Source organism: Alkalitalea saponilacus (assembly GCF_900168165.1).
Lineage (GTDB): Bacteria > Bacteroidota > Bacteroidia > Bacteroidales > Marinilabiliaceae > Natronoflexus > Natronoflexus saponilacus.
The window spans coordinates 98,755-115,414 of record NZ_FUYV01000010.1 but is presented as its reverse complement, the minus strand read 5'-3'; the positions used below and the strand labels follow the sequence as shown (position 1 = coordinate 115,414).

Genomic DNA, 16,660 nt, shown 5'->3' with positions numbered 1-16,660 from the left:
TAAAATCAGCAAAATCCTTTATCTTAGTGTGCTCACAAAACGGCAGTTTTGCAAAAGGAGTTTCGAAAAAACGAAAATATATGAGAACAAAAAAAGAAATTGTGGATAATTGGCTTCCCCGTTATACCGGAAGGCCGCTGGATCAGTTTACCGACTATATTTTACTAACAAACTTCTCGAACTATGTTGAACGTTTCTCCAAATGGTATGATGTTCCCATTCTCGGAGAAGGCCATAACATGCCAAACGCCAGTGCCAATGGCATAACCATCATTAATTTTGGAATGGGAAGTCCCAATGCTGCAACCATCATGGATCTGTTGAGTGCCATTGATCCCAAAGCAGTACTTTTTTTAGGAAAATGCGGAGGGCTTAAAAATATAAACAAATTAGGAGATCTGATTCTCCCAATCGCTGCCATACGCAGCGATGGTACATCTGATGATTATCTGCCACCGGAAGTTCCTGCTCTACCGGCGTTTAGTCTTCAAAGAGCAGTATCTTCAGCCATCCGCGATAAAGGACGGGATTACTTCACCGGAACTGTATTCACCACCAACAAAAGAGTGTGGGAATACGACCAGCGTTTTAAGAAGTATCTAACAAAAACGCGGGCATTAGCCATTGACATGGAAACTGCCACCATTTTTACTGTAGGTTTTGCTAATTCCATTCCTTCCGGAGCTTTGTTGCTGGTATCCGATCAGCCGATGATCTCAACAGGAATTAAAACCGCTGAAAGTGACCAAATGGTAACGCGCGATTTTGTAGATGACCACATAAAAATCGGAGTTGAAGCTCTTCAGGAAATCATCAATAACGGGAGATCGGTAAAACATCTGAAGTTTGACAGTTAAAACGGCAGACACCGCATATAACATCTTATGAAGTTTGAAGAATTAATCAACAAAATAAAGAACGAGGATTTTGCACCGATGTATCTTTTGCATGGAGAAGAGCCTTTCTTTATTGACAAAATATCGGAAACCATTCAAAAACACGCATTAAAAGAGGAAGAAAAGGCTTTTAATGAAACCGTAGTTTACGGGAAAGACACGGATGTAGTTAACCTCATACACACTGCAAGGCGATTCCCCATGGGTTCACCCCGTCAGGTTATCATCGTGCGGGAGGCTCAGCATCTTGATAAAATTGACACCCTGGAAAGCTATGTAAAAGCACCTTTAAGCTCAACAGTGCTGGTTCTAAACTATAAGTACAAAAAGCTTGACGGCCGCTCTAAACTTGCTGCGGCCATTAAGAAAAACAAGTCCATAGTGGTATTTGAATCGGCTAAGCTTTACGACAATCAAATGGGACAATGGGTTAACAGCTATCTGAAGGAGCGGGGACTTACCATTGAACCGAAAGCTTCGGTTATGCTCATCGAATTTTTGGGGCTGGAACTGGAGAAGGTTGTTCAAGCTGCCGATAAGCTCATCGTGGCCATGGGGCCGGGAAATACCCACATCACCTCCGACCATGTGGCCAAAAACATCGGCATCAGTAAAGAGTATAACCCTTTTGAGCTTCAAAAAGCCATTATTTCTAAAGATGTTTCCAGAGCCAATCGCATCATCAAAGCCTTTGGAGCCAACCCTAAAGACTATCCGGTTCCGGCCATTACCGCCATCCTTTTCAACTATTTCCAGAAACTTCTGGCCTATCATTATCTTAAGGACAAAAGCAAACAGGTGGTGGCTTCGGAGCTGAAGATCAACCCGTTTTTCGTAACCGACTACCAAAACGGAGCCAGAAACTATTCCGGTGTAAAAGTGGCACAAATCATCTCCATATTAAGGGAATATGACATGAAATCAAAGGGATTTGGCAACACCAACACCTCGCATGAAGATTTATTAAAGGAAATGATTTATAAAATATTACATTAATGCTTTCAGTTCATATCATTCTAATTGTTGTAATTTGTATTGTCAGTTTTCTGGCTTTTAACAGGCCTGAATTAATGTCGAGATTCCAGTTTAATGCGTGGAGCATTGTACACCGCAAACAGTATCTGCGACTATTTTCTCACGGTTTTCTGCATGGTGACTGGATTCATCTGTTCATCAATATGTTCGTGCTTTGGTCATTTGGAACAGCTGTTCTGTTCTACTTTGACCATTTTCTCCCGGGAATGACTGAAGTCCGGTTTTTGATACTGTTCTTTTCGGCACTGGCATTTTCCAGTTTCTACTCGCTGATTAAGCATAAAGACAACCCAAATTACAATGCTGTAGGAGCTTCGGGAGCCGTTTCGGCCATCGTTTTTGCCGCCATATTTTTCGACCCCTACAATCCGGTTTATCTGTTTGGATTCATCAGAATTCCAGGCATTATTTTTGGCGTGCTGTACCTTTGGTACTCTGCGCACATGGCCAGAAAACAGGTAGATAACATTGGACATGATGCTCACTTTTGGGGAGCCGTGTACGGTTTTATATTCCCACTGTTCTACGAGCCAAAACTGTTTCTCCACTTTATTGAGCAGTTGACCTCTTTTAGGTAATCTTGTAAATGAAAGCAGAAAAAAAATATCTGGTGGTGAATGGTGTTCTTCAATTATTGGATACACCACTGTTTACTTCACAAAATCGTGCATTTCGATATGGAGACGGACTTTTTGAAACCGTACGGTTTCAAAAAGGAGAACCACTGTTTTGGAGCCATCACTACAGCCGATTAATTCAGGCCATGAGCGTGCTGAAATTCTCGCTGAAAGGCTTTCCATCATCATCAGAATTAAAGTCTTCCATCCAAAACCTGGTGGTAAAAAACAGGTTGTTTTACGACAGCCGCATACGAATTACAGTTTTCAGAAAAGACGGTGGGTTATACACGCCGGAAAACCTTACAGCATCATGGATAATTGAGGCTGCAGACATGAAGCAAACCGGGTATCAATTCGCCGAAAAGGGGATTTTTATTGATCTGTACAGGGATTTTCCAAAACTCCCCTCCCCTGTTTCCGCGTTTAAAACCATTGGGTGCCATGTTTATATTCTGGCAGGCATTTACAACAAAGAGAAAGGGACTGACGATTCGCTCATCATCAATGGAAGCGGGAAAATCATTGAATCCATCAGTTCCAATCTTTTTTGGGTGAAAAATGGGGTGCTTTTCACGCCGTTAATATCATCGGGTTGCGTGGAAGGAATTTTCAGGAAACAAGTTCTGGATGCGGCAGAGGCCAACAAAATAAAGTCCATTCAGACAACAGGAGCCACAGAGGATGAACTCTTGGATGCCGATGAACTGTTTCTCACCAATTCGATTAACGGGATAAGGTGGGTTGCAGGATTCAGAGAGCGACGTTACTACACAAGAACAGCTCTACTACTCTACAAAAGCATTTCAGGGAATCTCAAATGATTAGTTAAAAGCAGGATTGGAAGGAAAATTGGACCAGGTGCGGTAAACATCACCCAGGTTTTCCATAGTTTCTTTCCAGATATTGGACGTATCGGACACCATAATTTGCTTGTCTTCCAGAGTAGATACAATCCATGACTTCTCCGAAATTTCATGCTCAAGTTGTCCGGGAGACCATCCTGAATAGCCGGCAAAAAACCTCACCGACTCGTTTGTGGCCATTCCCTTATTAATTAACTTTTTAATTTGCTCAAAATCACCTCCCCAATATATGGAAGGGGTAATTTTTATGGAACCCGGTACAAGATCTCCCAAAGTGTGAAGATAATGCAGTGTATTTGAGGAAACAGGGCCTCCTATAAACAACTCGCCGCTGAAATTAAACAGATCGTCAATGACCTCATCGGGATATACATCTGTAGATTTATTGATAACAAATCCAACAGTCCCCTCCTCGCTGTGTTCGGTTATGAGAATAATTGAACGCGCAAAATAGGGACCTTGCAAAAAAGGTTCAGCAATCAGAATGCGACCTTTTTCGGGATGCAGTTTTGAATGGGTTGCCTGAAAAATATTTAAGTCTATATTCCTCATCTTTCTCCTTCTTTTGTTATCCTTACTTTCAGTTTGAAACCCAAATATCTTCGCCCTGACCTTCAAGGAATCGGTTCATACATTTAAGATAGAAAAAATATGTATCTATCAAAAATGTTTTCAATATTTTTAATAATTAGAGCTCCTTACATTTTAACATTCCGGAAGTTAAAGCAATAAAAACAGATGCGTGATTATAAATCAACACCATCTCCACCATTTAAAAAGCAACACTAGAGAACTATCAGTCATTAAAACATCAGGTATTTTTGCATCTGATTACTTACAGTGACACCTTGTATGTTAAAGAAACAACACCTCATAATTGTTTAACTATTTGATATATATTTTCAATTTACAAGAGATAAATAGAAATGGCAATAACAAATTGACATTTTAACAGAATTAATTAAGAATAAGAGAGATGGGCGAAAACCATTTTTTTGATATGATCCGATCTTCCTCTATAGATTTTGTAAAATCTATACTTAGATCCAGACTTAGGATGTGATCCCCTAATCTCCAAACTTTTAGGATTGATTCAAAAAAAGCCTGATAGTTAAAACTATCAGGCTTTAATTGAGCGGGAAACGGGACTCAAACCCGCGACCCTTAGCTTGGAAGGCTAATGCTCTATCAACTGAGCTATTCCCGCATTGTTGGTGGGGGGAGGAGGATTCGAACCTCCGAAGTCGTAAGACAACAGAGTTACAGTCTGCCCCAGTTGGCCACTTTGGTATCCCCCCAAACAATCTTTTAATTAAAACAAAACCATTGTCTTGTTATTTTCTGAGCCAATGGAGGGATTCGAACCCCCGACCCGCTGATTACAAATCAGCTGCTCTGGCCAACTGAGCTACATTGGCAGGTGGGTAAGCTACCTGCATCGCACCGCTTCGACCGCCTACCCTTGCTGCCGTCAGGCCCTGGGGGAGTTCAGCAGGAGCTGGTCGTACAGGACTTACCCGGCGACAAAAGTAGAAAATATTACTATTATGGCAAGGACTTTGACACTTTTTTTTTCGCTTTTTTTCATCCCTTAAACGGATGTTACGAGAAGTCAACAATTTATAGGGACAAAAAAACGATCCCTGGCTAGACAAAAATCCGAGAATTAGTTCGCAAAAGTTTTCTCAATGCTTTTTATTCCCACTTATTTGAATCAAAGAAGAAGTAGGAACTGAATGTTTTCAGGGTTTAAGAAATCAATTCCCCTGAAATCGCTTTTTAAAAAGTAACTTCAATGACATTAAATAATCGGCTTAAATGTGTATTTTAGCGAATGTAATTAAACTAGAAAGGTCAAATATTGCATTTCATCATAACATCGTTTTAAATTACCTATGACTGAAAATAAACTAAATAAAACGCAATTCATTTTATCCAGTGGAGCCAAACTTGGAGCCGCGCAAACTGCTTTGCTTATAATCATATATTTGGGTGGCGGGCTTTTCGTCTCTCCCTTTTTAATGCTCAACTGGGTTATTTTTGCTGTGCTGATTTCGGTATTTACTCAAAAATATCGTGATCAGGTTTTGGGTGGACACATCAGTTACGGAAAATGCCTGGGGTTTGGAGTGAGAATCTCAATGTACTCAGGAATCATTACGGGTTTCTTTTATTTCTTAATGCTACAGGTTTTTGATCCGGGATTAAAAGATGTTTTCATAGCACACTCCGAAGAGGCAATGCTTGCCACAGGATTTTCCGAATCCTATGTAGAAAAAATGCGCGACAGCCTTGAAATGAATGCAAATCCGTGGGTTCTTTTCATTTCTTCAATCATTGATGGAATATTTAAAGGATTTATCGTGGGTTTAATCACCTCCATTTTTATAAAACGTAAGGGCGATCCTTTTCAAGAAGCAATGCAAGATGTACAATAACGAAATCAAATTTTCAAAAGAACTTTCAGTAGTTGTTCCGCTTTTTAATGAGGAGGAGTCATTGCCAGAGCTGGTTGAATGGGTAGACCGCGTTTGTAAATCATTGGTAGATGCCTTCGAAATTATTTTAATTGATGATGGAAGCAGTGATCGCTCTTGGGCGGTCATTCAGGAGTTGACAAAAGACTACAGCCATCTAAAGGGCATCTCTTTTCGTCGAAACTATGGAAAATCGGCCGCACTCAACTGCGGTTTCAGAGAAGCAGCCGGAGAAGTGGTAATCACCATGGATGCCGACCTTCAGGATAATCCAGATGAAATACCCGAACTCTACAAATTAATAAAAGAGAATGATTACCAGCTGGTAAGCGGATGGAAGAAAAAGCGCTACGATCCATTGGGAAAGACCATCCCCAGTAAATTATTTAACTACACTGCGCGAATGGTATCCGGCATTAAACTGCATGATTTTAATTGCGGACTCAAAGCATACCATGGCAACGTGATTAAAAATATCGAAGTTTATGGCGAAATGCATCGATACATTCCTATACTCGCTAAAAGAGCGGGTTTTTCAAGAATTGGGGAAAAGGTAGTAATGCACCGGGAGAGGAAATATGGAGTTACCAAATTTGGAATAGAGCGATTTATTAAGGGTTTTCTGGATTTGTTATCGGTAATGTTTATCTCAAAATTTGGCGACCGGCCCATGCATCTGTTCGGAAGTCTTGGAACACTGACTTTTACGGTGGGATTCTTCTCTGCTCTTTGGCTTGGGATAAGAAAACTCTGGTTTGTTTATTTCAACGTGGAGGCACCAAGAGTGACTGATAGTCCTTACTTTTACATCAGCCTTACTTGTATGATTCTGGGAACACAACTGTTCATGACCGGGTTTATTGCTGAACTTGTAAGCAGAATGCGACCGGACAGAAATGAATATCAAATTAAACAAAAAACATCGGATTAAAAGATGCAGTTTTATCAAAGTATAGCAAAGTGGTACGACCATATTTTCCCCGGTTCGCCGGCACAGGTTAAGTTTATTGAAAATGCCGTAAATGGATTCGCAGGCAAACACATTGCTGAAATAGGATGTGCAACAGGCAATCTTTGCATTGGCATGGCTGCCAATACAAATAAGGTCACTGGAATTGATCTGGACGAAGAATTGCTTAATGTAGCCAGAAAAAAGAGCTCATCGTGCTCCAATATTGAATACATTCAGGGAGACATGTTGAAAACCGGTTCAATTGTAGAATCATTTTCACTGGACGCCATCAGTTGCATTGGGAACACCCTTGTGCATCTTCAGAAACCCAAAGACATGCTCTCCTTTTTCAATCAGTGTATTCAGGTTTTGAAGCCGGGAGGGAATCTCATTCTTCAAATTATCAATTATGACTACATTCTTGATTTTGGCATTGAAAGCCTCCCGTTAATTGAAAACGATTATATTAAATTCGACCGCAGATACGAACTCCGCGAACAGGATGAACTGATTAATTTCAAAACCATTTTGACAATAAAGGAGACCAAAAGCACCATCATTAATAGTGTTCCGCTATATCCACTCCGCCAGGAACTATTAAACAAGTTGCTTAACGAAGCTGGTTTTTTAACAGCAAAGTATTATGGGGGTTTCGACGGTAGTCCACTCCGTCAGCAGTCATTACATTTGGTTGCTCACGTTACCTGTTAAATATCCGGCCACCTTTTGGTCAATGGCAAAGGTCAGGTGGTTTTTATCCAAATCTTTCAGAGGCATCCATCTCAATATTTGGGGTAATTCATTGTCAGCAACAAAAGGCTCGGAGCAAATCGGCAATTTCGGCAATCCGGGTATTTCCATTTTATAGTAGATACTGATAAGCTGGGTGTTTTCAAAAAATTTTGCCGGTTGAAAATAATCTGTTGTATAAAAGTGTTCAAGAATTTCGGCCTCAAGGCCGAATTCCTCATTGATTTCCCGCTGCAAACAAGCTTTGGTTCCCTCTCCAAATTTGAGTCCACCTCCCGGAAACTTGGTCATCCTGATGTCTTTAAAAATCTCATCAGACAACAGTACATTCCCATTACGAATGCAGATACCATAAACACGTATTGTAAATTGCTGCTTCACGAAAACAGAGTTAAAAAGCCGATGCCGGGGATTTTGTTTGTAAACCGTAAGAAAGATTAATAATTATCCGGCATCGGCTTCAATACAAATATAATTCTTTTTAAGAACCAAAACACATTTTTTTCAAAGGGAGAGATTCTTATCAATCAACCTGGCAATTTCATTGATTTCACCCGGATGAAACCATTGCATTTCTGCATCGCGCCGGAACCACGAGAGTTGCTTCTTTGCGTAGTGTCGCGAATTGCGTTGTATCAGTTCTATGGCTTTTTCGGTAGAGTACTCTCCGTTAAACGAAGCAAAAAGCTCTTTATATCCTACGGTATTCAGAGCGTTCAAATGCTGGTGCTCAATCAACGCTTCGACCTCCTTAAGCAAACCTTCATCTACCATTTGCAACACACGTGAATTTATGCGGTTGTAAAGCTCTGCTCGCTCCATATTTAAGCCAATTTTCAAAATTGAAAACGGACGCTTCTTTTTTGGAGCAGTACGTAATGAAGAGTAAGGTTTACCGGTCATAAGGCAAATTTCAACTGCATGAACCACCCTTTTGGGGTTTTTAAGGTCAACCTGTTGGTAAAAATCAGGATCCAAAATTTTCAATTGCTGCCTGATAGACTCAATGCCTTCGGTATTGAGCTTTTCCTGCAACTCCTGTCGTAATTCGGGATCAACAGTAGGCAACTCATCAATACCATTACAAAAAGCATCAATGTACATCATGGAGCCTCCCACCATAAAAAGCACGTGGTGCTTTTTAAAAAGCTCCATCACAATTTTTAATGCATCCTGCTCAAATTCGAAAGCGTTATAATAATCAAATATCGACTTAAATCCTATCAGGTGATGCGGAACAAGAGCCTGCTCCTCTTTCCCAGGTGCAGCTGTTCCTATTGGAATTTCTCTGAAAATCTGACGGGAGTCTGCGGAAATGATTTCACTTCTATATCGCTCTGCCAACTCTATACAAACCTTGGTTTTTCCAATTCCGGTAGGACCGGTTAAAACCACCATCAACTTTGACATAATTACCCTTTACTCATTTTAAACAGATTATAAAACATTCAGAGTTTTAGATTTATTGAGTTTAATGCCTTTACAATTTTCGTAAAACGAAATGCAAACATGCAATTTATGTCCTAGTTTCGAATCAAATCTGAATTACCTCCCTCGCTCCCCCCTAACCACCAAGGGGAACCGCTAAACATACTATTCTAACCCATTATTTATGATTGACTTTACACTAGTAAAATTCATCCGGATCGAAATCTTCGTCCGATAAATCCTCTGGAAAATCTCCTCCCTCCCTGATGATATCGTCCATGTCGTCGTCAGACAAAAAGGCATCAGCTTCCAGAGCATCATCAAAATTAAAGCCTTCTTTGGAAAACTGTGGCGGAGGAGTTCCTTCCATGCGAGTGCAGACAGGTTCTTTAAGGTTGCCACCGTCGATATTAGTCAACTCCATAAACAATACTCGTTCGGCAAACAAATCAAAGGCATATAAAACTCTTTGTTTTGTATCGGTAATCAGATCCTCAAGTCGAACCTTATCCATTACCAGAATCGTTCCCTCCTCCTCCATCATGTCAATCAGTGTAATTTCCTGCTCCTTATTCCAATTCTCGTCAGTAAGAAAAAAGGAGGTCATTTGGGCCGGATCAAAATTAAGCTTTTGCTGAATGAACTGATGCAAATCTAAGAAGGATGATTTACTGTCAATGGCTATATCTAAAATAAAATCATCAGATTCGTTGCTTATGGCTCTGAAAAAATAGATCATAAAGTTAGTTTTGAGTAGATCAAAATTACTATTATTGCATTAAATATGCGAAAAAATCGTTGCTCTATTGCGTTTTTATTAATGCATAACGCAATAAACACATTATGGTTTCAAATTTTTAAAAGAATGAGCATTCGCCGGATTAATTTGCTCTTACTGTCAGCAATCTGTTTGCTTTTTTTAAAAGCAAACATCAATGCTCAACCTCCTAACACGGCACAGGAAGACTCTATCTATCATCAAAACAGCCTAATACAATTTGGTGAAAAACTTTTGGATTATCTCACCTTTGAGAAGGAGAATTATGTACTGGTTTTTTATCCATCGGGCGGATATTCCCAAAGAACAGGACTTGAAGCAGGCATTATGCCGGTCCTCAGTTGGATGGATGAATTCAGCATCCATCAAAATCAAACGAGAATAAACACACTATCGGCATCCTTGCAGGTATCCACAAAAAAAATGTTTGAAGTTAAGAGTGATTTGGAGTGGTTTTTTTCTGAAAACTGGCAAATACATTCAAAATTCAGCTATTTGAGTCTATATGACAGATATTGGGATGCACATTCTACAGAATCCTTATTCCAGAACATTGAATTCAAATTGCGCCGGATAACGTGGGAAGCTCAAATTCACAGACAATTAACCCGGTATTTTCATACCGGGATAATTACTTCCATATTAAATCAGAACAACAACTGGCAAACAGAATTTCCGGAGGTAACCGGACTGAAAGGAGGGTTCATCGCAGGTACAGGTCCGTCAATTCTTTTTGATTCGCGCGACCATGTGTTGTTTCCCCGGCAAGGATGGCTCATAACCACATCAGGAATATTTCATCATCAGATGTTAGGCTCCGATTTTGATTTCAATAAATGGTTAACAGATGTGAGGTACTACACAAATAAAGGTAAATCGACCTTCGCATTTCAATATTTCACTGAAAACGCTACAGGAGATGTCCCGTTTTTTTCACTTCCCAATCTTGGAGGCACCGACCGGTTGCGGGGAACCGGCCACTCACGCAGGATTATCGACAACAGCATTCAGCTTGTTCGCGGGGAGTTCCGAAACCCACTATGGTGGCGATTTGGCTTTGTTGTTTTTGCAGAAGCAGGAGTTGTAGAGAATTCATTCAAGGTGGATTTTGAAGATGGTATAATCTCTGCCGGCGGTGGTTTAAGGTTCAGAATTTTGCCGGATGAACCACTAAACATTCGATTTGATGTTGGATTCTCATCTGATGGACATCATGGAATGTACATTTCGTTGAGAGAAGCTTTTTAGCCTGGACAACGCTCTGCCACCAGATAAACGCAGAGACGCTAAAAAAACTCATAGTCCTGAACCCTTTTGACGCATCTATTTTATATTTTAGAAACTAAAGCCAAACAGTTACAAAGATTTCATATCTGCCACGGTATAAAAAAAGCGTGAAAGTTAAAACTTTCACGCTTTTTCATGAATTCAGTTATAGCTCTATTTTAAAGAAGAAGCCAACATCCAAACAACTTTTTCCTGTTGCGTAATGTAGTCGGTTAACAAGGTAAGTGTTCCCTCATCACCGGCCTCTTGGGCTAAAGGTAGAATATCTCTTTCCAGTTTGATAAGAGTGGATAGATTTTCCAGTGTAGCCTCGGTGGTGGCCACCCCATCAGAAAGGTTCTTTGCCTCTTTAATTGAACTAACTTTCAAGTAATCGGTAAAAGTATGATAGGGAGTCACACCTAATGTAAGGATGCGCTCAGCGATTTCATCAACTTTCATTACCGCATCGTCGTACAACTCTTCAAATTTGGCATGCAATTCAAAGAATTTTTCACCTTTAATGTTCCAGTGAAAACCTCTCAGGTTTTGGTAAAACATCTGGTAGTTAGCCAATAGCTCATTTAGTTTTTCACCCAATTGAGCTGCTTCGTTTGCTTTTAATCCTAAAAGTTCACTTATTTTTTTCATGATGATATTAAAATTAGTTTGACCGGTTTCGCATGTAAAACCAATGTCGATTTTATAATTGACGTACATGCACGTCTGTGGAATTCTTTTGTTATTCTCTACCTCAAATATAGAATTTTTGAAGGGGATTATCAAATAAGCTTAATTTATATGCCATACCGTTTAACTATAATTAACGGGGGAAGGAAGATCTGAGAGCTTATAGTTGGAGGGTGAACAGGAGGCAGGAAATCGCAGACCGGAAACCGGAAGCGAAGTGCAACCTTGTTCCGTGAAATGGAATATGCTGAATGTATTGAATGGAATTCCGTACTACGGAATAAATGAGATGCCGCCATAGGTGGCAAAGATTGATAGATCAGAATGTTTCATAGAAAAAAGCACGCCGTAGGTGTGCAATTTAAACCACATAAGGCTCATAAGGTTGTAACCACAAAGAGAACAAAGCAGACACAGAGTGCACTAAGAAATTTATATGGACTTCCTGTTTAGGGTTTGTCTCATAAGTCATAAGCTTTTCAAAAAGTAATTTGAGTATATGGAGTTTAGAACTACAATCTTTTTAAGATTAGATTTCACATTTCAAAAATGGGTCAATGAATTGACAGGCATTCTGTTTTGCATTATATTAGTGGATGGGTCATATAAAACGATAGAAGATGAGATGTAGAAGCAATTTAGACAGGAGGAATTTTGTCAGGCTTGCAGGTATGGGGTTGGGTTCACTGATGCTGATGCCGGCTGACATTTATGGAGGAGTTAGTTCTATGAAAAGAAACGATGCAAGGAGTGGAGCCACCATAAATTTTACTCCCACATACATTGATTTGCATAGAAAAGGCGAATTGCGAAAGCGTGTGGCCATTCTTAATCAAATGATGCGTCGCTGTACCCTTTGTCCGCGCGAGTGTGAAACAGAACGTTTCAGAGGCAGAAGAGGTGACTGCAATGCCAACTCGAATCTCGAGATATCCTCAGTAACACCTCACTTTGGAGAAGAAAGGGAACTGGTGGGTCAGAATGGCTCCGGCACCATTTTCTTTACCAACTGCTCTTTGTTATGTGTTTTTTGCATTAATTACGATATCAGTCAAAAAGGGCGCGGCCGTCGGCAATCGGTCGATTTTCTTGCAAATTCCATGTTGCGACTACAAGAGATGGGCTGCCATAATGTAAACCTTGTTACTCCGTCACACTATGTTCCACATATAGTTGAAGCGGTTGATATAGCAGCAGGTAAGGGTTTGCGTCTGCCAATTGTTTACAACACTTGCGGATGGGAAAAACTTGAAGTGCTGAGGCTTCTCGACGGCATTGTAGATATTTATCTGGCCGATTTTAAATATTTTGATTCTCAGGCCTCCGACAGATTCTCACCCGGGGCAGTGTGTTATCCGGAAACAACTCAAAAAGCCTTTTTGGAAATGCAAAGGCAAACAGGAGTCGCCAAACCCGATCCAGCCACAGGCCTTATGCACAGAGGTTTGATGGTACGGCATTTGGTAATGCCTAATAATGCAGCACGCACCGATAAAGTCTTGCATTGGATTGGAGAGAATCTTCCAAAAGAGACATACATCAACCTGATGTCACAATACACCCCGGTTTTCAAGGCCAATCAATTTCCAGAGATCAGCAGAAGAATAACAAGAGAAGAGTACACTGAGGCAATTGCCGCAGCTCAAAAAGCAGGCTTAACCAATGTGGTTTTGCAAGGAGGATGAGTTATATTTATACCAACAAAGGTCGCTAAGAATATGTGGAATGGGATCAAAGACTTAAAGTCTTTACAAACCAGTTAATAAGCTTTAGCGACCTTTGTTATAAAATGGGTCTAATTAAACATAATTACAGAACTCTCTTAGACGTTCTGTAATTTTATCAAATTCAGAGCAGAACCGGCTCTGAACCACTCAATCTGCTGCTGATTGTATGTATGAACCGCCTTGATAAAATCCTTTGAACCGTCGGCATGAAGCAGTTCTATGGTCACAGGCTTATCCGGAGCAAAAGACTCCAGATCAATCAGGCTGATGGTATCATCTTCCTGAATTTTATCGTAGTCTGCTTCATTCTCGAATGTCAAGGCCAACATTCCCTGTTTTTTCAGGTTGGTTTCGTGTATCCGGGCAAAGCTTTTCACCAAAACAACGCGGACTCCCAGATGACGGGGTTCCATGGCCGCATGTTCGCGTGATGAGCCTTCACCATAGTTATGGTCGCCCACTACAATGCTTCCGATTCCATTGGCTTTATAATCTCTTTGCACCTGAGGGACTCCACCATACTCTCCGGTTAGCTGATTTTTTACACTATCCGATTTATCATTAAAAAAGTTGATGGCACCCGTCAGCATATTATTGGAAATATTATCGAGGTGTCCCCGGAAGCGCAACCAGGGACCAGCCATTGATATATGATCGGTGGTACACTTTCCTTTGGCTTTAATAAGAAGCTTTAGTCCTGTTATATTGTTTCCATCCCATTGCTCGAAGGGACTCAAAAGCTGCAATCTTTCTGATTTTGGATCTACGACCACTTCAATGCTGCTGCCATCTTTGGCAGGAGCCTGGTAACCTGCATCCTTCACATCAAAGCCCTTTGGTGGCATTTGGATACCTGTTGGTTCATCCAGTTTAACATGCTCTCCATTTTCGTTAACCAACGCATCAGTCATGGGATTAAAAGTCAAATCACCGGCAATGGCAAAGGCTGTTACAATTTCGGGAGATGCCACAAATGCATGCGTATTGGGATTACCATCATTGCGCTTGGCAAAGTTTCTGTTAAAAGAAGTAATAATTGAATTGGGTCGGTTGGGGTCGTTGGTATGACGAGCCCATTGGCCAATACAAGGGCCACAGGCATTCGCCAACACCACACCTCCAATTTTGTCAAAGTCGTTTAAGAACCCATCTCTTTCCACTGTATATCTGACCTTTTCCGAACCGGGAGTGATGGTAAATTCGGCTTTAGTCTTAAGCTTTTTATCAACAGCCTGACGTGCAACAGAGGCAGCCCGCGAAATATCTTCATAGGAGGAGTTGGTACATGACCCAATCAAACCAACTTCTAAATCTTTTGGCCAGTTATTCTTCTTAACCTCTTCTGCAAACTGAGAAAGAGGAGTCGCTCTATCGGGGGTAAAAGGGCCGTTAATATGAGGCTCTAGTTCAGATAAATTGATTTCGATCACCTGATCGAAATATTTCTCAGGATTGGCATACACCTCATCATCACCGGTAAGATGTTCTTTCACCTGGTTGGCAAGTTCAGCAACATCGGCACGCTCGGTTCCTCTTAGATATTCGGCCATGCTCTCATCGTAACCAAAAGTGGATGTGGTTGCACCAATTTCAGCGCCCATATTACAAATGGTTCCTTTTCCTGTGGCAGACAAGCTTTTAGCACCTTCACCAAAATACTCAAGAATGCATCCTGTACCTCCTTTAACAGTTAAGATTCCAGCCACTTTCAGAATAACATCCTTAGCAGATGTCCACCCATTCAATTTTCCGGTTAATTTAACGCCAATCAATTTTGGGAACTTTAGTTCCCAGGGCATACCGGCCATTACATCAACAGCATCGGCACCACCAACTCCAATGGCAACCATCCCCAATCCACCAGCATTAACAGTATGTGAATCGGTTCCTATCATCATCCCACCGGGGAAGGCATAATTCTCCAGAACTACCTGATGTATGATTCCTGCACCCGGCTTCCAGAACCCAATGCCATACTTATTGGATACGGACGAAAGGAAATCAAACACCTCCTTATTCATGTTTAACGCACCTTTTAAGTCCGCCAAAGCACCATCTTTAGCCAAAATGAGGTGGTCGCAATGAACAGTAGAAGGGACAGCCGCCTTATCTCTTCCTGCTTGCATAAATTGCAACAAAGCCATTTGAGCTGTTGCATCCTGCATAGCTACACGGTCGGGAGCAAAGTCCACGTAAGACTTTCCTCGCTCGAAAGCACTCTCAGGCATTTCGCCGGAAAGATGCGTATAGAGAATCTTTTCAGTTAACGTAAGCGGTCTGTTAAGGAGCTTTCTGGTCTCCTCAACTTTTTTTTCGTAACGGGCATACACCCCTCGAATCATATCAATGTCAAAAGCCATAATAAAAAAGTGATTTTTGTCAGTTCAAAGTTTGTTGCTCAAAAATAAGCAAAATAATCCAGCTACAGAATAACAACCCATCGGATTACATTGTTTACTGCATTCTCGGCTTTATTACATTCACTATTTAACAACACCGGCAAACCTCACACTATCCGCCTATAAAATAGCGAATTATAAACAACAACCATGGCTTATGTGTTGAATCCATTCATTATCTGTCATGAAAATGATGAAATTCTCTTGAGAATTAGGTTTTCATTTCGTAATTTTAAAATAGAGTCAGGGAAATATGAAACTACATTACAATCTGGACAAGAGTTTTGGACCAGCAGGTGCTGTTGCTGGTTACTTTTTAATTGCTGTAGGAGTTGCTACCATATATCAATCTTTTTCGGGAGCAATACTTATTGTATTGGGGAGTTTTATGGCGTTCTCCAACACCGGTGCCTCCATTGACATTGATAACTTCAAAATACGATTCTCCAATAACTTATTCGGTTTTATCAGATTGGGCAACTGGCAATATGTAAGTCCAAAAATGAAGATTGGCCTCTCAAACACAAAACTAGTTTATAGAGTTTATAGCATGAGTAACCGTTCAATTGAGGTTAAAAATTCGGACTTCAGAATATTTCTTTATAATGAAGACAATAAAAAAGGCCAAGCCATTTGCAGGTTCAAGGAAAAAGAGGATGCAGAAGAAGAGTTGATTAAACTAAGCGACTTGTTAGGTCTTGAAGTGAAAGAATAGAGAATAAAACGGCAAATATATCTTATAAACACTTCCTTTGAATACTATCCTGAAAGTTTTTACA

At 40.6% G+C, this 16,660-nt stretch carries 17 protein-coding genes, 3 tRNA genes and 1 other RNA gene; 11 read left to right on the top strand and 10 right to left on the bottom strand.

The window, feature by feature from the left end:
• Positions 1 to 80: 80 nt before the first annotated feature.
• Genes B5X70_RS09635 through B5X70_RS09620 form a run of 4 tightly spaced genes read left to right on the top strand, consistent with a single transcriptional unit; the run spans position 81 to position 3,372 of the window.
• Positions 81 to 857: an AMP nucleosidase gene (locus B5X70_RS09635; RefSeq protein WP_079557718.1), complete on the top strand. Its 777-nt coding sequence runs from the start codon at positions 81 to 83 to the stop codon at positions 855 to 857.
• A gap of 27 nt (positions 858 to 884) precedes the next feature.
• Entirely contained in the window at positions 885 to 1,892 is a 1,008-nt protein-coding gene (holA, locus tag B5X70_RS09630; protein WP_079557693.1) for a DNA polymerase III subunit delta, read from the top strand.
• Entirely contained in the window at positions 1,892 to 2,509 is a 618-nt protein-coding gene (locus B5X70_RS09625) for a rhomboid family intramembrane serine protease (protein ID WP_232468385.1), read from the top strand. The genes holA and B5X70_RS09625 overlap by 1 nt, the downstream gene beginning before the upstream one ends.
• 8 nt (positions 2,510 to 2,517) lie before the next feature.
• Positions 2,518 to 3,372, top strand: coding sequence for an aminotransferase class IV (locus tag B5X70_RS09620; RefSeq protein ID WP_079557691.1), 855 nt, complete (start codon positions 2,518 to 2,520; stop codon positions 3,370 to 3,372).
• Here B5X70_RS09620 and B5X70_RS09615 read toward each other — a convergent pair whose 3' ends face one another.
• From B5X70_RS09615 to ffs, 5 genes are all read right to left on the bottom strand, one after another.
• Complete coding sequence (locus tag B5X70_RS09615) at positions 3,373 to 3,966, bottom strand: YqgE/AlgH family protein (protein WP_079557690.1); 594 nt, start codon at positions 3,964 to 3,966, stop codon at positions 3,373 to 3,375.
• A gap of 582 nt (positions 3,967 to 4,548) precedes the next feature.
• Positions 4,549 to 4,621: transfer RNA gene (locus tag B5X70_RS09610), tRNA-Gly, on the bottom strand.
• Between the two features lie 5 nt (positions 4,622 to 4,626).
• A tRNA-Tyr gene (locus tag B5X70_RS09605) sits at positions 4,627 to 4,712 on the bottom strand.
• A 46-nt stretch (positions 4,713 to 4,758) separates the two neighbouring features.
• Positions 4,759 to 4,832: transfer RNA gene (locus tag B5X70_RS09600), tRNA-Thr, on the bottom strand.
• 7 nt (positions 4,833 to 4,839) lie between these two features.
• An RNA gene (gene ffs, locus B5X70_RS09595) (signal recognition particle sRNA small type) lies at positions 4,840 to 4,933 on the bottom strand.
• A 376-nt stretch (positions 4,934 to 5,309) separates the two neighbouring features.
• On the opposite strand from ffs, the gene B5X70_RS09590 reads away from it, so the two are divergent.
• Genes B5X70_RS09590 through B5X70_RS09580 form a run of 3 tightly spaced genes read left to right on the top strand, consistent with a single transcriptional unit; the run spans position 5,310 to position 7,554 of the window.
• A complete protein-coding gene (locus tag B5X70_RS09590) occupies positions 5,310 to 5,852 on the top strand; it encodes a DUF4199 domain-containing protein (protein WP_079557689.1) in 543 nt (180 codons plus the stop codon).
• Positions 5,842 to 6,822: a glycosyltransferase family 2 protein gene (locus B5X70_RS09585; RefSeq protein ID WP_079557688.1), complete on the top strand. Its 981-nt coding sequence runs from the start codon at positions 5,842 to 5,844 to the stop codon at positions 6,820 to 6,822. Before B5X70_RS09590 ends, B5X70_RS09585 begins: the two co-directional genes overlap by 11 nt.
• A gap of 3 nt (positions 6,823 to 6,825) precedes the next feature.
• Positions 6,826 to 7,554, top strand: a complete 729-nt coding sequence (locus tag B5X70_RS09580; RefSeq protein ID WP_079557687.1) for a class I SAM-dependent methyltransferase — start codon at positions 6,826 to 6,828, stop codon at positions 7,552 to 7,554.
• On the opposite strand, the gene B5X70_RS09575 is transcribed toward B5X70_RS09580, so the two are convergent.
• The 3 genes from B5X70_RS09575 to B5X70_RS09565 all read right to left on the bottom strand — a co-directional run bounded on the left by B5X70_RS09575 (position 7,525) and on the right by B5X70_RS09565 (position 9,760).
• Complete coding sequence (locus B5X70_RS09575) at positions 7,525 to 7,974, bottom strand: NUDIX domain-containing protein (protein WP_079557686.1); 450 nt, start codon at positions 7,972 to 7,974, stop codon at positions 7,525 to 7,527. The two genes, B5X70_RS09580 and B5X70_RS09575, sit on opposite strands and share 30 nt — an antisense overlap.
• A gap of 123 nt (positions 7,975 to 8,097) precedes the next feature.
• Positions 8,098 to 9,003, bottom strand: coding sequence for a tRNA (adenosine(37)-N6)-dimethylallyltransferase MiaA (gene miaA, locus B5X70_RS09570; protein ID WP_079557685.1), 906 nt, complete (start codon positions 9,001 to 9,003; stop codon positions 8,098 to 8,100).
• A gap of 217 nt (positions 9,004 to 9,220) precedes the next feature.
• Positions 9,221 to 9,760, bottom strand: coding sequence for an IS1096 element passenger TnpR family protein (locus B5X70_RS09565; RefSeq protein WP_079557684.1), 540 nt, complete (start codon positions 9,758 to 9,760; stop codon positions 9,221 to 9,223).
• A gap of 126 nt (positions 9,761 to 9,886) precedes the next feature.
• Here B5X70_RS09565 and B5X70_RS09560 point away from each other — a divergent pair, with 126 nt between their 5' ends.
• Positions 9,887 to 11,047 carry a BamA/TamA family outer membrane protein gene (locus B5X70_RS09560; protein WP_157666459.1) on the top strand — a complete coding sequence of 387 codons (1,161 nt, stop codon included), beginning with the start codon at positions 9,887 to 9,889 and terminating at the stop codon, positions 11,045 to 11,047.
• Between the two features lie 192 nt (positions 11,048 to 11,239).
• Here B5X70_RS09560 and B5X70_RS09555 read toward each other — a convergent pair whose 3' ends face one another.
• Positions 11,240 to 11,716 (bottom strand): Dps family protein, encoded by a 477-nt coding sequence (locus B5X70_RS09555; protein WP_079557717.1) that lies wholly within the window; start codon positions 11,714 to 11,716, stop codon positions 11,240 to 11,242.
• A 205-nt stretch (positions 11,717 to 11,921) separates the two neighbouring features.
• On the opposite strand from B5X70_RS09555, the gene B5X70_RS18520 reads away from it, so the two are divergent.
• Both B5X70_RS18520 and B5X70_RS09550 read left to right on the top strand, forming a co-directional pair.
• Positions 11,922 to 12,056 (top strand): hypothetical protein, encoded by a 135-nt coding sequence (locus B5X70_RS18520; RefSeq protein WP_262481305.1) that lies wholly within the window; start codon positions 11,922 to 11,924, stop codon positions 12,054 to 12,056.
• Between the two features lie 319 nt (positions 12,057 to 12,375).
• A complete protein-coding gene (locus B5X70_RS09550) occupies positions 12,376 to 13,440 on the top strand; it encodes a radical SAM protein (RefSeq protein WP_079557682.1) in 1,065 nt (354 codons plus the stop codon).
• Positions 13,441 to 13,577: 137 nt separating this feature from the next.
• Here the strand turns inward: B5X70_RS09550 and B5X70_RS09545 are convergent, their stop codons facing one another.
• Positions 13,578 to 15,842 carry an aconitate hydratase gene (locus B5X70_RS09545; protein WP_079557681.1) on the bottom strand — a complete coding sequence of 755 codons (2,265 nt, stop codon included), beginning with the start codon at positions 15,840 to 15,842 and terminating at the stop codon, positions 13,578 to 13,580.
• Between the two features lie 292 nt (positions 15,843 to 16,134).
• Here B5X70_RS09545 and B5X70_RS09540 point away from each other — a divergent pair, with 292 nt between their 5' ends.
• Positions 16,135 to 16,596, top strand: coding sequence for a hypothetical protein (locus B5X70_RS09540; RefSeq protein WP_079557680.1), 462 nt, complete (start codon positions 16,135 to 16,137; stop codon positions 16,594 to 16,596).
• The last annotated feature ends 64 nt before the right edge of the window (positions 16,597 to 16,660 follow it).

Bases quoted from the DNA above. Each gene is read 5' to 3' on its own strand.
- B5X70_RS09585 (WP_079557688.1), top strand. From the start codon at position 5,842: ATGTACAATAACGAAATCAAATTTTCAAAAGAACTTTCAGTAGTTGTT.
- B5X70_RS09580 (WP_079557687.1), top strand. From the start codon at position 6,826: ATGCAGTTTTATCAAAGTATAGCAAAGTGGTACGACCATATTTTCCCC.
- B5X70_RS09635 (WP_079557718.1), top strand. From the start codon at position 81: ATGAGAACAAAAAAAGAAATTGTGGATAATTGGCTTCCCCGTTATACC.
- B5X70_RS09560 (WP_157666459.1), top strand. From the start codon at position 9,887: ATGAGCATTCGCCGGATTAATTTGCTCTTACTGTCAGCAATCTGTTTG.
- B5X70_RS09625 (WP_232468385.1), top strand. From the start codon at position 1,892: ATGCTTTCAGTTCATATCATTCTAATTGTTGTAATTTGTATTGTCAGT.
- B5X70_RS09620 (WP_079557691.1), top strand. From the start codon at position 2,518: ATGAAAGCAGAAAAAAAATATCTGGTGGTGAATGGTGTTCTTCAATTA.
- B5X70_RS09555 (WP_079557717.1), bottom strand. From the start codon at position 11,716: ATGAAAAAAATAAGTGAACTTTTAGGATTAAAAGCAAACGAAGCAGCT.
- miaA (WP_079557685.1), bottom strand. From the start codon at position 9,003: ATGTCAAAGTTGATGGTGGTTTTAACCGGTCCTACCGGAATTGGAAAA.
- B5X70_RS09540 (WP_079557680.1), top strand. From the start codon at position 16,135: ATGAAACTACATTACAATCTGGACAAGAGTTTTGGACCAGCAGGTGCT.
- B5X70_RS09615 (WP_079557690.1), bottom strand. From the start codon at position 3,966: ATGAGGAATATAGACTTAAATATTTTTCAGGCAACCCATTCAAAACTG.
- B5X70_RS09550 (WP_079557682.1), top strand. From the start codon at position 12,376: ATGAGATGTAGAAGCAATTTAGACAGGAGGAATTTTGTCAGGCTTGCA.
- B5X70_RS09590 (WP_079557689.1), top strand. From the start codon at position 5,310: ATGACTGAAAATAAACTAAATAAAACGCAATTCATTTTATCCAGTGGA.
- B5X70_RS09565 (WP_079557684.1), bottom strand. From the start codon at position 9,760: ATGATCTATTTTTTCAGAGCCATAAGCAACGAATCTGATGATTTTATT.
- B5X70_RS09545 (WP_079557681.1), bottom strand. From the start codon at position 15,842: ATGGCTTTTGACATTGATATGATTCGAGGGGTGTATGCCCGTTACGAA.
- holA (WP_079557693.1), top strand. From the start codon at position 885: ATGAAGTTTGAAGAATTAATCAACAAAATAAAGAACGAGGATTTTGCA.